The sequence below is a fragment of the Catenulispora sp. EB89 genome (genome assembly GCF_041261445.1).
Taxonomy (GTDB): Bacteria; Actinomycetota; Actinomycetes; order Streptomycetales; family Catenulisporaceae; genus Catenulispora.
The window spans coordinates 1-14,131 of sequence record NZ_JBGCCU010000044.1 but is presented as its reverse complement, the minus strand read 5'-3'; the positions used below and the strand labels follow the sequence as shown (position 1 = coordinate 14,131).

11 protein-coding genes are annotated in these 14,131 nt (G+C 69.6%); 4 read left to right on the top strand and 7 right to left on the bottom strand.

All coding sequences use genetic code 11. From position 1 onward, the window contains the following. Positions 1-27 precede the first annotated feature (27 nt). The 5 genes from ABH920_RS47975 to ABH920_RS47955 form a co-directional block, all read right to left on the bottom strand. Positions 28-3,150, bottom strand: coding sequence for a type I polyketide synthase (locus ABH920_RS47975; protein ID WP_370356174.1), 3,123 nt, complete (start codon positions 3,148-3,150; stop codon positions 28-30). Beyond that, the gene (locus ABH920_RS47970) at positions 3,141-3,881 is read right to left on the bottom strand and encodes a thioesterase II family protein (RefSeq protein WP_370356172.1); all 741 of its coding nucleotides are present in this window, start codon (positions 3,879-3,881) and stop codon (positions 3,141-3,143) included. Before ABH920_RS47970 ends, ABH920_RS47975 begins: the two co-directional genes overlap by 10 nt. An 8-nt stretch (positions 3,882-3,889) precedes the next feature. Further along, entirely contained in the window at positions 3,890-5,128 is a 1,239-nt protein-coding gene (locus ABH920_RS47965) for a cytochrome P450 (protein WP_370356170.1), read from the bottom strand. Positions 5,129-5,396: 268 nt separating this feature from the next. Continuing rightward, the gene (locus ABH920_RS47960; protein ID WP_370356168.1) at positions 5,397-6,131 is read right to left on the bottom strand and encodes an LmbU family transcriptional regulator; all 735 of its coding nucleotides are present in this window, start codon (positions 6,129-6,131) and stop codon (positions 5,397-5,399) included. Between the two features lie 501 nt (positions 6,132-6,632). Further along, the gene (locus tag ABH920_RS47955) at positions 6,633-7,406 is read right to left on the bottom strand and encodes a class I SAM-dependent methyltransferase (RefSeq protein ID WP_370356166.1); all 774 of its coding nucleotides are present in this window, start codon (positions 7,404-7,406) and stop codon (positions 6,633-6,635) included. 574 nt (positions 7,407-7,980) lie between these two features. On the opposite strand from ABH920_RS47955, the gene ABH920_RS47950 reads away from it, so the two are divergent. Next, positions 7,981-9,432, top strand: a complete 1,452-nt coding sequence (locus tag ABH920_RS47950; RefSeq protein WP_370356164.1) for an NDP-hexose 2,3-dehydratase family protein — start codon at positions 7,981-7,983, stop codon at positions 9,430-9,432. Continuing rightward, complete coding sequence (locus ABH920_RS47945) at positions 9,429-10,439, top strand: aldo/keto reductase (RefSeq protein ID WP_370356162.1); 1,011 nt, start codon at positions 9,429-9,431, stop codon at positions 10,437-10,439. Before ABH920_RS47950 ends, ABH920_RS47945 begins: the two co-directional genes overlap by 4 nt. Positions 10,440-10,454: 15 nt before the next feature. Here the strand turns inward: ABH920_RS47945 and ABH920_RS47940 are convergent, their stop codons facing one another. Next, the gene (locus tag ABH920_RS47940) at positions 10,455-11,051 is read right to left on the bottom strand and encodes a dTDP-4-dehydrorhamnose 3,5-epimerase family protein (protein WP_370356160.1); all 597 of its coding nucleotides are present in this window, start codon (positions 11,049-11,051) and stop codon (positions 10,455-10,457) included. A 184-nt stretch (positions 11,052-11,235) separates the two neighbouring features. On the opposite strand from ABH920_RS47940, the gene ABH920_RS47935 reads away from it, so the two are divergent. Next, on the top strand, positions 11,236-12,570 hold the full coding sequence (locus ABH920_RS47935; protein ID WP_370356158.1) for a lysine N(6)-hydroxylase/L-ornithine N(5)-oxygenase family protein: 1,335 nt from the start codon (positions 11,236-11,238) through the stop codon (positions 12,568-12,570). 5 nt (positions 12,571-12,575) lie between these two features. Then, on the top strand, positions 12,576-13,337 hold the full coding sequence (locus ABH920_RS47930) for a thioesterase II family protein (protein WP_370356156.1): 762 nt from the start codon (positions 12,576-12,578) through the stop codon (positions 13,335-13,337). 222 nt (positions 13,338-13,559) lie between these two features. Here the strand turns inward: ABH920_RS47930 and ABH920_RS47925 are convergent, their stop codons facing one another. Next, a complete protein-coding gene (locus tag ABH920_RS47925) occupies positions 13,560-13,883 on the bottom strand; it encodes a hypothetical protein (protein ID WP_370356154.1) in 324 nt (107 codons plus the stop codon). Positions 13,884-14,131 lie beyond the last annotated feature (248 nt).

Sequence of the window (14,131 nt, the reverse complement as noted above, 5' to 3'; positions counted from 1 at the left end):
CGGAACCTCCCCAACGAATAAGCGCGGCTAGACGTATCCGCGGTCGATCAGTTCGAAAATGTCGTCGTCGCTGCGGTCTTCCGACGGTGTGTCCACCGGGTCCGGAGCAGCGGGTTCCGCCGGTGCGAGAACGGAGAAGAGGTGCCGGCTGAGCGCATGCGGGGTGGGATAGGTGAACGCCACCGTCGCCGGAAGCCGCACTCCGCCGGCCGCGATGAGGCGGTTGCGCAGCCGCACCGCCATCGAGGAGTCGAAGCCCAGGTCCTTGAACGTCCGGGTCGATCCGGAAGCCAGATCGCCGCCGGTCAGCGCCGAGTCCTGCTCGTTCAGGACCGCCGCGGCCTCGGCGCACACGAGCTCCAGGACCGATGACTCGGAGATCAGATCCGCAGCCGCGAACCCGCTGGCACCGGCATCGCCGGTTGCCTCGGGGGCGGTCAGCCAGAACCTCTGGCGTTGGAACGCGTAGGTCGGCAGGGCGACCCGGCGCGGCCGGTGCGCGGCGAACACCGCGTCCCAGTCCACCGGCACGCCCCGCACATGCAGCTCGGCCAGCGACGCCAGGATCCGGCCGGCGCTCCCGTCGTCCTTGTGCAGGGTGTCGGCCAGCACCGGCGAGGTCTGCGACGCGTCAGCCGTCTCCGCCATCGCCACGGCGAGCACCGGATGCGGGCTGACTTCGACGAGCACCGCTCCGGCCCGCATCAGGTTCTCGGCCACCTCGCCGAAGCGCACCGTCGAGCGCAGGTTGTCGTACCAGTAGGAGCCGTCGAGCAGGCGCGGACCGAGCGGTCCGCCGGTCACCGTGGAGTGGAACTCCACCGTCGGCGGCCGTGGGTCCAGACCCTCGGTGTCCGCCGACAGCCGCTTCTGGATGCGCTCGACCTGGTGGGAATGCGCCGCGTAGTCCACGCGGACCCGCCGTACTCGAACACCTTCGTCTTCGGCTCCGGCCGCGAATTCCTCCAGCGCCTCGACCTCGCCGGAGACCAGCACCGAGCTCGGCCCGTTGACGGCGGCCAGGGAAAGCCGGCCCGGCCACCGCTCCAGCCGCTCCTCGGCCCAGGCCCGGGACGCGCCCACCGCATGAAGTCCGCCCGAGCCCGCCAGCTCGATCAGGGCCTTGCTGCGCACGGCGACGACCCGCGCCGCGTCCTCGACGGACAGCGCGCCGGAAACGCACGCCGCGGCGATCTCGCCCTGCGAGTGCCCCACCACGGCCTGAGGGACCACCCCCAGCGACTGCCACACCCGCGCCAGGGACACCATCATCGCCCACAGCGCCGGCTGGATCACGTCGTCGCGGCCTTCCAACGACGCCGTGGACTCCACGCCGGTCACCACGTCGACCAGCGACCAGTCCACCCACGGCGCCAGCGCCCGCGCGCACTCGTCGATCGAGGACGCGAAGACCTCCGACTCGGCGTAGAGCCGCCGCCCCATGCCAGGCCACTGCGATCCCTGGCCCGGAAACACGAAGACGACCGGCCCGGTCGGCGCCGTGGCCACACCACGTACCAAACGCGCCGCATTGCGATCCGCGGCCACAGTGTCGAGACCGGCCAGCAACTCGGCCCGGTCCGTGCCGAGCACCACCGCCCGATGCTCGAACGACGAACGGGTCGCCGTCAGCGAGTACCCGATGTCGGCCACCGACAGCGCGGACTCGACCGCCATGAAGTCCCGCAGCCGCTCTGCCTGCTCCCGCAGCGCCGACGCCGACCGCGCCGACAGCACCCACGGCAGCATCCCGGGAGCGCCGCCGGCCTCGTGCACCGGCTCGGCGCTGGTGTCGGGGCCGGTGCCGGGGCCGGGGCCAGTGGCGCTGTCGCTGTCGGATTCCGGTGTGCGCCGCGGTTCCGGGGCCTGTTCGAGGATCGCGTGCGCGTTCGTACCACCCATCCCGAACGACGACACCCCGGCCCGCCGAGGCCGGTCCGGCCCACCGGGCCAGGGCCGTGCGCGGACGACGACCTCGAAGTCCTCCAGCAAGCGCGGGATGTCAGGGTTCGGCGACTCGAAGTTCAGGCTCGGCACCAGCCGCGCCCGGTCCAGGCACAGCGCCGTCTTGACGAAGCCGGTGATCCCGGCGGCCGCCTCCAGGTGCCCGACGTTCGTCTTCACCGAGCCGATCGCCAGCACATGATCGCGGCCGCTGCGCCGGGACACCTCACGCAGCCCGGCGATCTCCGCCGGATCGCCGCGCCGGGTACCGGTGCCGTGCGCCTCGACATAGTCGACGCCGTCGAAGGGGACGTCCGCGCTCCGCAGAGCCGTCAGCACGGTTGCCGCCTGCGCACTCGGGCTGGGATCCGGCATCCGCGCGGCGGCGCCGGTCCCGCCGACGCCCCAGCCGCGGACCACCGCGTAGACGTGGTCGCCGTCGGCGACCGCCAAGTCGAGCCGCTTCAGCACGACGAACGCCCCGCCCTCGCCCCGGACGAAGCCGTTGGCCCGCGCGTCGAAAGTGTGGGAGCGGCCGTCGGGCGACAGGACGCCCAGGTTCGCCAGCCCGGCACCGGACGCCGGATCGACGATCAACTGCACGCCGCCGGCGAGCACCGTCTCGACCGCGCCGCCGCGGATCCGGTCGCACGCCAGCGCCAGCGCCACCAGCGAGGAGGACTGGCCGGAGTCCGCGCAGAAGCTCATGCCCCGGACGTCGAACAGGTTCGAGATCCGGTTGGCGACCAGGGCGCCGCTGGACCCGAGCGCGGCGTAGTGGTCGTCCCGGTCGCTGCCGGACGCCGCACGCAGCTGCTCGTACCCGGAGGGCGCGGCGCCGACCACCACGTCGACCTGGCGGCCGGCCAGCGCGGACGCCGGCATCCGGGCGTCCTCGACAGCCTCCCAGGCCAGCTCCAACCCCAGCCGCTGCACCGGATCCATGGCGGCGGCCTCGGCCGGACCGGTTCCGAAGAACCCCGCGTCGAACCCGTCGACGGCCTCGAAGAACGACCCCGAACTCAGCGTGGCGGCGTCGGGATCGGCAGTGTTCTGCGGGAAGCCGCCGCGCTGCCCGGGAAAACTCCCGACGGTCGACCGGCCGTCGACGAGCAGCCTCCAGAACTCCTCCAGGCCGGACACTCCGGGGAACCGGCACGCCATCCCGACCACGGCGACATCGGTGCGCGCGGCGCTCACATCCATCCGGCCAGCACCTTGCTCAGCTCTTCCGGCGGTGTCGCGAAGTCCTGGGGACCGCCGTCGACGACCCGGATCTCGACCGGGTCCGCGTAGCGCCGCCATTCCTGGATGTGGTCCGGGCGCACGTCGAGGTCGTCGCGCCACTGCAGGACCACGACGGGGCAGCCCAGCGCGACCGGCTCGTCCCGCCGGTAGGCCCGCGCCGCCGCGACGTCGCCGCGCAGCGTCAGCATGCCCAGATCGATCATGTCGGGCCGCGGCTCGATCCCCCGGCCGCGGACCACCGCCTCCAGCTCGGCGCGCAGCTCGGCCTCGGTCAGGGCGAGCATCCGGTCGCTGCCGGCGTACCGCGGCGCCGGCTGGCCGGACACGATCAGGCAGCTCGGCAGGGGCAGCGAGCGCTCGGCGAGCCGGAGCACGGTCTCGAAGGCCGGCATCGCGCCGGCGCAGTGGCCGAAGAACGCGAAGGGACGGTCCAGCAGCGGCGTCAGCGGTTCGACCAGGCTGTCGGCGAGCTGTTCGTACGTGCCGTAGTGGGGCTCGGCCAGCCGGTTCTCACGGCCGGGGAACTGGATCGGGCAGACCTGCGCCGCGCCGATCGCGGCCGGCCACGCACTGAAGGCCGAGGCGCCGGTTCCGGACCGGGGGAAGCAGAAGACCCGGGCGGCGAGGCCGGACGGGGCCGGCGGCCGCAGGAACCACGGCGACCGGGCGGGGGTGGGACCGGATGTCATGACGTCATTCATTTCTTGGCGACGACGGGCAGGTGGGTCATGCCGGCGATGAAGTAGGAGCGCAGGTGCTCCGGCTCGCCGGCGAGCTCGACGGATCCGAACCTCCGCGACAGCTCGCTGAAGAAGATCCGCAGGGTCATCCGGGCCAGCGGGGCCCCGATGCAGTAGTGCGGGCCGAATCCGAACGCGATCTGCCGGCCGGCGTTGCGGGTGGCGTCGAACTCGTGCGGATCCGGGAACTGCGACTCGTCCCGGTTGGCCGACCCGATCCAGGCGACGACCGCGCCGCGGGCCGGGACCACGCCCCCGCCGATCGGGGTGTCGGACACCGCGTACCGCATGAAGTTACAGGCGGCCGACGTCCACCGCAGCCCTTCCTCGACCAGGTTGGGCAGCAGCGAGGGGTCGGCCTTGACCTTCGCGAACTGCTCGGGGCGCTCGATCAGCGCGAGCACCGTGCCGGAGACGGTGTGCGGGGTGGTCACGTTGGCGCCCAGCAGGATGCTGTAGCCGTCCAACGCGATCTCCTCGTCGGTCAGCGGCACGCCGCCCACGCTGACGTTCGTCAGGTGGTCCAGCAGACTGCCGTCCCGGCCGCCCCCGGCCGAGCGCCGCGCCCGGACCCACTCGGTGACGTAGGTGACGAGCTCGTGGTGCGAGATGGCCAGCGTCGCGGCCTCGGTGCCGAGCTGGAAGTGCGGGTCCGAGGGCGCCGTGACCATCGCGGTCAGCTGCACCAGCTCGTCCCAGTCCGGCTCCGGGATGCCCAGCACCGGGCCGGCAACGATCATCGGCAGGCGCAGCGCCCGCTCGGCGAGGTCGAAGACGCCGCCGTCGAGCGCCGGCTCCAGGAAGCGCACGACCGCGGCCCGGATCCGGTCCTCCCACGGCGCCACGGCACGCGCGGTGAGCACGGTGCCGATGGCCCGGCGGACCTGGCTGTGCCGCGGCGGGTCGGTGGAGGTCAGCAGCGTGCCGGCGGCGACGTCGTCCACGCCGAGGTGGGTGACCACCGTGCCGCGTTCGGAGGTGAAGAAGCGGTGATCGCCGAGCACGCGGCAGACGTCGTCGTACCGGGTCACCGACCAGAACTCCCGGCCGTCGGGCAGCACCTGGTGGTGCAGCGGCGCCTCGGCGCGCATCACGTCCCAGACGCGGTGCGGATCGCCGGAGCTGTAGAGGTCCAGGTCGAACAAGTCGACGCGGTCGAGGTCGGTTTCCTGGCCGGTACCGGGCGTCAACCTCACGGCGGTGCCCTCCCTGTTCCCTGGAACGAAATTGCTGCCAGAAGCGAATTGCTGCCGGCAGCCAAGAAACCACATTCTTCGAAGAGAACTCCATTACCCGGGCCGACGCCGCCGTCTTGGCAGGTGGGGCCATATAGGCGTCCCGCCGACAAGACAGCGGCGCGCCGGAACCACGGGTATCACAAAAGATGCCGCACGCCACTGATAGTGCTAGTAGGCGGGCGGCTCTGAACGGCCGGCGACGGCCGGTCGGGAAAAGTGGAGTGGGTCAGCCGATCTGCGGCAAATGCAGATCGTTGCGCTCGCCGGTGGATTCCGCGACCGCCACGAGGATCTGGGCCACCCACGCGTCGAGGTTGAGGCCGAGTCTGGTGGCCGTGGCCCGACAGAACTCCAGGCAGTCCGCGGGGACCGACACGCTCAGCGAGACGGTGTCCTCGACCGAGGTGGAGACCTTCGACTCCGCGCTCCGGACCGGGAGCTGGTGCACGTTCTGGGCTTCTTCGGAGAGCTGGTTCTCGCCGCCGGTGTTCCGTTCCACCAGGCTGGCCCGCACCTCGCGGCGCAGCCGCTTGACCGACCACGCGTGCTGTTCGGCCTTCAGCAGCCAGAAGTCCTGTTCGGGTTCAGGAAGGGCCGCCACTTCGGCGTGGTGCGTGAAACTCAATCTGTCCCGGCGACGAGACATCGGAAAACTCCGGGCCACCCAAGCGTGATTCCGCAGCGTCTGGTAATCTAGCGAGGTCAATTCGATGGCATCGCGGTATCTACCGGTAAAAGTCGCCTCCCCGTACACCAGCCAATCCCCGAGGCACCACGACGAGGCGGACATCACCCCGGACAAGTAGTTGCCGATTCCCACCCATTTTTCGAATGCCATCCGCCTGGGCAGCCGCAGACCTCTTCTGGTGATGAACGTCGAGGTGTCCAATGCACCACCGAGGTCTCTGTCGCCTCTGGCCACGTCTTTCCGGTCCTGCACAGACGGGTCCCCGTGAAGCATGCGTCTCCTTAGGTTGCAGTTTCGGTTCACCTGCAGATACATCTCAGAGAACTGACATTCAACCTAGCATAAGGAGGCATGACCAAAAAGGCTTTAGGAACCGCCCCGGTACGCGGACCGTGTCAATGGCCGATGTTATCCGGTCACGCTGCGCTGTGCCGCCGGACGCGCTGCGGAACCGCAATCGGGCCGGGACCTGCGACGACTGCGCGACCGCCCGATGGCTCTCGGTAGTCGGCCGGACATTCCGACAAAAGGGCTTAAGTGCTCCCACCGGAACAAGCTGGTACGAGTTCGTGGCCGGAACATGCCACGGAAATCCACAGGTTTTTCTCAGGCATCTGTCAGCAGCACCCCGGACGGCCCGTCGGCGCGCGCCGGTGCGTACCGGCGCACACCCGACGGGCCGCGTCGTGTCGGCGGCCCGTCGGCGGCCTGTCGGCGACCCCTGAGAGGGCGAAAGGCGTTAGTTACGACCGCTTCACGCGCGAGCCGGCGCCCTCACTCGCCCCAGCGCGCATAGATCACGGGCTGCTCGCGGAAGGGCAGCTGGCGCAGCGTCATGTTCTCCAGGCCCAACGTCTCGCGGATCGCCGCGGTCACGCCCGGCCACCTCGGATGTCCGAGCTCGTCGAAGGCGACGATGCTGCCCTTCACCAGGTGCGGACGGATCGCCTGGAGCACTTCACGGGTCGGCGCGTAGAGGTCGAGGTCGAAGAAGGCCATCCCGATGACGGTCTCCGGGTTCTCCTCCAGGTACCGCGGAACCGTCTCGCGGACGTCGCCCTGCACGACGAAGGTCCGCTGGACGTGCGGGATCGGATCGCCGGCCTCGTGCGCGGCCAGCACCTCGCGCAGGTGCTCGACCTCGTCGGCGGGGACCGCGAACCGGCCCGGGGTCGCGCTCGGGCTCACCCGGTCGATGTCGGCGACGTCGGGAAATCCGGTGAAGGTGTCGAACCCGATGATCCGCCGGAAGGAGTTGTAGGGCTCGTGGATTCCGCGCAGCGCGGCGAGGGTGGCCAGGTGGCGGCCGTGCAGGACGCCGAACTCCATGATCACGCCGGGGATCTCGGGCAGCATCCGGTAGAGCGCGTCCATCGTCAGCAGGTCGGCCAGCTGATGGCGGCGCAGATAGACCGGAAGGTTGTCGATGAGATACACCGGCGGAATCGGCGTCTCCGTCAGGAGTTTCGTCAGCCTTTCGCGGACCTCCTTCTCCTGCGCGGACTCATGCGGCAGGAGCCGTGGATTCTTGTGCTCGGGATCGGTCATGTGGTTTTCCCTTCTCGACCGGGCCAAGGCTGTCGAAACACCATGGAAAACTGCTGTGTGTCGATAAGTCAGTCAAGGGTTCGACACTTACAGCAGCCGGACAGACGTGTGGAATCTAGTGGATTGCCCGGCGAGATCGGCTCCACCATCGTGCCCGACGGTCCCGCGAGGCCCGGCGCACCGGGCCCGCCCCGGCCCGCGCGCCGGCCGCCGGCCGCGGCGACGTCCCTGATCGCAGACCTCTGACGGCCCGGCGGCCCCGCGTTGTCATGCCTGGCATTCGTGTCCCGCCGACGGGACAGGCCAGACAAGTGGACAGCGCACTCTATGCCGCATGAGAACCGCCCCGGACAATGCATATGGGAGACCGCACCGTCTCTCAATTCTCTGACCCGAAGCCAGCCATTACTTATTTCCGGCGGACCGGAGATGGAACGCGGCGAACGACATTCGGCGGACACCCCGAAAAAGCCCCGCGGATCGGGATTCCCCCACGCCGCTCAGCGAAAAGGCGATTCGGCTCCGGCTCCACCCACAGCGCCGGACCCCGCCACTGGTCGAGACAGGAGACATCATGAGCACTGCGTCTGCTGGGCCACCGGCGCCCACGGCCGGAGCACGCACCCGTTCGGCGGCGGCACGGCGGTTCGCCGAGTCCGCACGGACGACGCCGAGCCTGGCCGAGTTCGACAAGCTCGTGGGGCGGACCCAGGAGAACGTGCGCACCATCACCGAGACGGTGCCGCTGGACCGCCTGCACGGCTGGCACCGCGACCGCCGCACCGGCTTCATCGCCCACGAGAGCGGCCGCTTCTTCTCCATCGAGGGCCTCCAGGTGGACAAGCAGGGCCCCGGGGCCGGCCGGCAGAGCCCGTCGGCGGCGTGGGGACAGCCCATCATCAACCAGCCGGAGACCGGGATCCTGGGCTTCCTGGTGAAGGAGTTCGACGGGGTCCTGCACATCCTGATGCAGCTCAAGGCCGAACCGGGCAATCGCAACGGCCTGCAGCTCTCCCCCACCGTCCAGGCCACCCGGAGCAACTACACCGGCATCCACGGCGGCCTGCCCGTGCCGTATCTGGAGTACTTCCAGGAGCCGGCGCACGTCATCGCCGACGTGCGCCAGTCCGAGCAGGGCTCGAGGTTCCTGCGCAAACGCAACCGGAACATGATCGTGGAGACCTCGGACCCGGTCCCGGCGCGGGACGGCTTCGTGTGGCTGACGCTGGGACAGCTGCACCGGCTGCTGGCCGTCGACGACCTGGTGAACATGAGCACCCGGTCGGTGCTGGCCTGCCTGCCGCTGGGCGAGGACACCGACGCCGCCGCGGAGGACGGCTTCGCGACCGCGCTGGCCCGATCCCTGGCCCCGGGCGGCCCGGCACTGCACCCGCTGGTGGACGTCCTGAGCTGGATCACCGAGACCAGGACGCTGTCGGAGCTGCACGCCCGCACCGTCCCGCTGGACGCGCTGACCGACTGGGCGTTCACCGGCGGCCGCATCAGGCACCGCGGCGGCAAGCACTTCGAGGTGATCGGGGTCGAGGTGGAGGCGGTGGGCCGGGAGGTGGGGCACTGGTGGCAGCCGATGATCCGCGCGCGGTCCACGGAGCTCGCGGCGCTCGTCGTCACCCGGCTGCGCGGCGTCCTCCACGTGCTGATGCAGCTGCGGATCGAGCCGGGGCTGACGGACACCGCGGAGCTGGCGCCCACCGTGCAGTGCACCCCGGCCGACTGCGCGCACCTGCCGCCGGAGCAGCGGCCGCCCTTCCTGGACCTGGTCCAGAACGCCCGGCCCGCCGACATCCGCTTCGACACCGTCCTGTCCGACGAGGGCGGCCGGTTCTACCACACCGGCAGCCGGCACCTCGTGGTCGAGACCGAGTGGCAGCCGGAGCCGCCGGAGTTCCGCTGGCTCACCCCGGGCCAGCTGGAGGACCTGGCCCAGCACAGCCACTACCTCAACATGCAGGCCCGCAGCGTGCTGGCCTGCCTACGGTCCCGATACGACGGAGGCGACCGGTGACCACCGTCCACGCCGACGACACACTGCACACCCGGCTGGGCCGCACCGCGCTGCGCGTCAGCCGGATCTGCCTGGGCACGGTCAACTTCGGCGGCCGGGTCTCCGAGCCGGAAGCCAGGGCCCTGATGGACCACGCGGTCGACAGCGGCGTCAACTTCGTGGACACCGCCGACATGTACGGCTGGCGCGAGTACCAGGGCTACACCGAGGAGGTCGTCGGCAGGTGGCTGGTGTCCTCGGCCGCGCTGCGCGACCAGGTGGTGCTGGCCACCAAGGTGGGCAACCCGATGGGCGGCGGCGTCAACGACCGGGGGCTGTCGGCCCGCCACATCATCGCCGGCTGCGAGGCCTCGCTGCGCCGGCTGGGCACCGAGTGGATCGACCTGTTCCAGATGCACCACGTCGACCGGGACGCCGGCTGGGACGAGGTGTGGCAGGCCATGGAGATCCTGGTGCGGCAGGGCAAGGTCCGCTACGTGGGCTCGTCGAACTTCGCCGGGTGGGATCTGGCCGCGGCCCAGGAGGCGGCGAAGGCGCGCCACTTCGTGGGCGTCGTCTCCGAGCAGTGTCTTTACAACCTCGCCGTGCGCCATCCCGAACTCGAACTGCTCCCCGCGGCCCGCGCGTACGGAGTGGCCGTGATGCCCTGGTCGCCGCTGCACGGCGGACTGCTCAGCGGCGTCCTGCGCAAGACCGCCGAAGGCCGGGCGGTGAAGTCGGGGCAGGGACGCTCGGCCGCGGCGCTGGAGCGGATGCACGGCACGATCGAGCGCTACGAGCAGCTGTGCGCGGACTTCGGACGGGATCCGGCGCAGGTCGGCCTGGCCTGGGTAACGGCCCGGCCCGGAGTGACGTCCACGGTCATCGGGCCGCGCACCCCCGACCACGTCAAGGACGCGCTCCAGGCACTGGAATCGCCGCTGTCGGACGAGCAGACCGCTCTTCTGGAGGAGCTGTTCCCGCCGATCGGCAACGGCGGGACGGCTCCGGACGCATGGCTCAGCTGACCGCCGGTGCGGGGATCACAGCGACGCGTCGAGACGCCGGGCCTCGGCGTAGTCGGGAAGCAGGCCCCGCTCGTCGAGCTCCTTCAGGGTGGGTGCCGCGCGGTCGCGGTCGGACAGCAGCAGCTCCAGCCCTGCCGGAAGCGGCAGGCCGAGGTCCGGGTCCAGCGGAGAAAGGGCGATCTCGAAGGAGGGGACGTAATCGCCGGCGATCATGTACGAGATGAGGGTGTCGTCCCGGAGGGCGGCGAAGCCGTGCCCCACACCGACCGGCACGTACAGCGCCCGCATGGTGGCGCCGCTCAACTCCGCGGTGTCCCAGCGGCCGAACGTGGGTGAGCCCTTGCGCAGGTCCACGACGAAATCCAGGGCCTCGCCGGCCAGACAGCACACGAACTTCGCCTTCCCCGGCGGGCACTTGGTGAAGTGGATGCCGCGCATCGTGCCGCGCTGCGAGGTGCTGTAGCTGAGCTGGGTGACGGAGAAGACGCCCAGGCCGGTGTGCTCGGCGAGCGCCTCCCGGGTGAACGGGGAGACGAACAATCCGCGATCGTCGCGGTGGATCTCCGGGGAGAACTCGACGACACCTTCCACATCGAGTTGTCGGGCGTGCATTTTTATCTCCTCACCACGGCGGCCGAGCGATCGGCCGGGCAACAATGCGAGCGCACCGGCAATGATAGGGAGAGGGACTATGCCGCGAAAGGATCCGCGGCACTCTTGAACAGTTGAACAGGCAGCCTTAATCTGAGCCTTCGGGGAGCGGAAAACCCATGGCAGACGACCGGGAGAATTCTTGATGAGTGAGAGTGAAAACGCTATCTACGACGTGGTCGGCGTCGGTTTCGGTCCGTCCAACCTGTCGCTTGCCATCGCCCTGGAGGAACAGCGGACGGATTGTCCCGAGAATGGGATAAGCAGTCTCTTCCTGGAACGGCAGGCGGCTTTCGGATGGCACCGCAACATGCTGTTGCCGTCGACCACCATGCAGATTTCCTTCCTCAAGGATCTGGCGACCTTCCGCAATCCGACGTCGAGCTTCAGCTTCATCTCCTTCCTGCACGCGTCGGGGCGGCTGCTGCAGTTCGTGAACAACCAGGACTTCTTTCCCACGCGCAAGGAGTTCCACCAGTACCTGGACTGGGCCCAGGCCAGGGTGGCGCACCGGGTCTCCTACGGCTCGCAGGTACGGTCGATCCGGCTGGCCCCGGACGCCGCGCCGGAGCGGCCGGTGCTGGAGCTGGAGGTCGCCGACACCGGCGGCCGGGGCAGCCGGACCGTGCTGGCGCGCAACGTCGTCATCTCGACCGGCCTGGTGCCCAGCATGCCCGAGGGCGTGAGCCGGGACGAGCGGGTGTGGCACAGCTCGGAGTTCCTGGAGAAGTACCGCACGATGAACCCGCGCGAACTGCGCCGGGTCGCGGTCGCCGGAGCCGGCCAGAGCGCCGCGGAGATCGTCCGGTTCCTGTACGACGAGCTGCCGCACGCCCAGGTGCACGCGATCGTCCCGGCGTACGGCTACCCCATCTCGGACGACTCGCCGTTCGCCAACCAGGTCTTCAACCCCGAGGCCGTCGACGACTACTACTTCGGCAGCGACCGCACGCGCGACACGTTCTGGCGGTACCACCGCAACACCAACTACTCGGTCGTCGACGAGGACGTGATCAAGGCCCTGTACCAGCGCTGGTACGACGACGAGATCCAGGGCGTCAAGCGCCTGGAGTTCATCAACCTGACCCGGGTCGCCGGCGTCAAACGGGTCGGCGCCGAGACCCGCGTGTCCCTCCAGGAAGGCCCCGGCGCCGAGATCCGCGAACTCAACGTCGACGCCCTGGTCTGCGCGACCGGCTACGCCGCGATGAACCCCTCGAGCCTGCTCGGCGACCTGGACCGGCTGTGCCTGCGCGACGACTCGGGCCGCTACCGGATGGAACGCGACTACCGCATAGCCACCACTCCGGAGCTAGGCTGCGGTATCTACCTGCAAGGCGGCACCGAGCACAGCCACGGCCTGGCCTCCTCCCTGCTGTCGAACATCGCACTGCGCAGCGGAGAGATCATCGACTCGATCGTGGCCCGGCGCACAGAACAGGACGCCCAGGGCCCGGTCCTCGCCGAGTTCGGAGGATGACACCAGTGGACGACGAACTACTGATCCGCCGCTACCGCGACGACGGCGGCTGCCCGACGAAGCTGATCTGCTTCGCCCCCGCCGGCGCCGGCGCGAGCACCTTCCACACCTGGGCCCGCGGACTCCCATCAGACGTCGGCCTCCTCGCCGTCCGATACCCGGGCCGAGAGGACCGCCTGCGCGATCCGATCCCGCCCCGCCTGGAGGACCTCGCCGACGAGATCGCCGACGGCATCAAGGGCCTGAGCGCCTACCGCCTGGTCCTGTTCGGCCACAGCATGGGCGCCACCGTCGCACACGAGGTCGCACTGCGCCTCCAGGAACAGGGGAACCCGCCGGCGGCGCTGTGCGTGTCCGGCCGCCGACCGACGCACCTGCTACCCGGCCGAAAGCTGATCTTCGGCACCGACGAGGAGATCATCGCCCACATCGTCGGCTTCGACGACAGCCGCGCCGCCGTCTTCGCCGACGAGGCCCTACGCGACCTCGTGCTGCCCGCAATCCGAGCGGACTACCGCCTGGTGGACACCTTCGACGGCGGCGAGCGCCCCCTGCTGGACTGCCCGATCTACGGCTACACCGGCGACGTCGACACCGAGGTAACGCCGGAGCAGATGGACCGCTGGTCGGAGCTGACCCGGGGCCCATTCCGGCTCGTAGTGATGCCCGGCGGGCACTTCTACCTCCGGGCCGAACAGGCTGCACTGCTGGCGGACCTCAGCGGCGTCCTCGCCGAGGTCAAGTCCCGGACGATGACCGCGCCCTGAGGCCGTTACCCCACCGCAGTGCCAGCGGCCCGCCTTCGTACGACGATGGCGGGCCGCTACTTTGTGGCTCTGGCTCTGGTTCTAGCTCTGGTACTAGCTCCGGCAGAAACACGACGCCGGGCTCGCCGGGCTCGGGTATCACCTCGCCGTCAGCGATTGCCTACATGTGCTCGACCCTGGCTCGCCGCCACCGAACGCCGCCCGAACCCGGCCTCAACACCATCAGGCCGGGTTCGTCTGTTCGCGCTGCCAGTTCAACGCAAGCTCGGCCATGACACGCAGACGTTCGTAGTACGCGAATTCGACCGCATCGGCGAGCAGCGGAAGTACGACGGACAGATGCCCGATGCAAGTGTTCAGGACGCCTTCACGCCACTCGCCCAGCAACCCACGCGAGAGCAGCGTCTGGACACATCCGGCGATGTCGGCGTCCACCAGGATGAAGTCGATCTCGCCGACGTCCTTGCCGCGAAGCCGGGCAGGGAAGGGCGCACGTCGGTGCTCGTCCCACAGACGAGAGAGCCTGTCACGAGTCGAGTCATCCACGACGACGATTGTTGCGCGCCGACGGGGCGAACGTTGCCTGCTGCGGCACTAGCTCTGGTACTAGCTCTAGCTCTGGTACTTGCTCTAGCTCTTAGCTTGCCGTTTAACCCCAGAAGGCTATCAAGGCTCTGATGCTGTTTCGGAACCAGGTTGAGCTTGCCGTTTAACCCCAGAAGGCTATCAAGGCTCTGATGCTGTTTCGGAACCAGGTTGAGCGCGTGTTCCTGTTCTTCGAGACAGCGACGGGT

Coding starts and splice junctions, on each gene's coding strand:
- ABH920_RS47975 (WP_370356174.1), bottom strand. CDS start 3,150: ATGGATGTGAGCGCCGCGCGCACCGATGTCGCCGTGGTCGGGATGGCG.
- ABH920_RS47970 (WP_370356172.1), bottom strand. CDS start 3,881: ATGACATCCGGTCCCACCCCCGCCCGGTCGCCGTGGTTCCTGCGGCCG.
- ABH920_RS47960 (WP_370356168.1), bottom strand. CDS start 6,131: ATGCTTCACGGGGACCCGTCTGTGCAGGACCGGAAAGACGTGGCCAGA.
- ABH920_RS47955 (WP_370356166.1), bottom strand. CDS start 7,406: ATGACCGATCCCGAGCACAAGAATCCACGGCTCCTGCCGCATGAGTCC.
- ABH920_RS47950 (WP_370356164.1), top strand. CDS start 7,981: ATGAGCACTGCGTCTGCTGGGCCACCGGCGCCCACGGCCGGAGCACGC.
- ABH920_RS47940 (WP_370356160.1), bottom strand. CDS start 11,051: ATGCACGCCCGACAACTCGATGTGGAAGGTGTCGTCGAGTTCTCCCCG.
- ABH920_RS47935 (WP_370356158.1), top strand. CDS start 11,236: ATGAGTGAGAGTGAAAACGCTATCTACGACGTGGTCGGCGTCGGTTTC.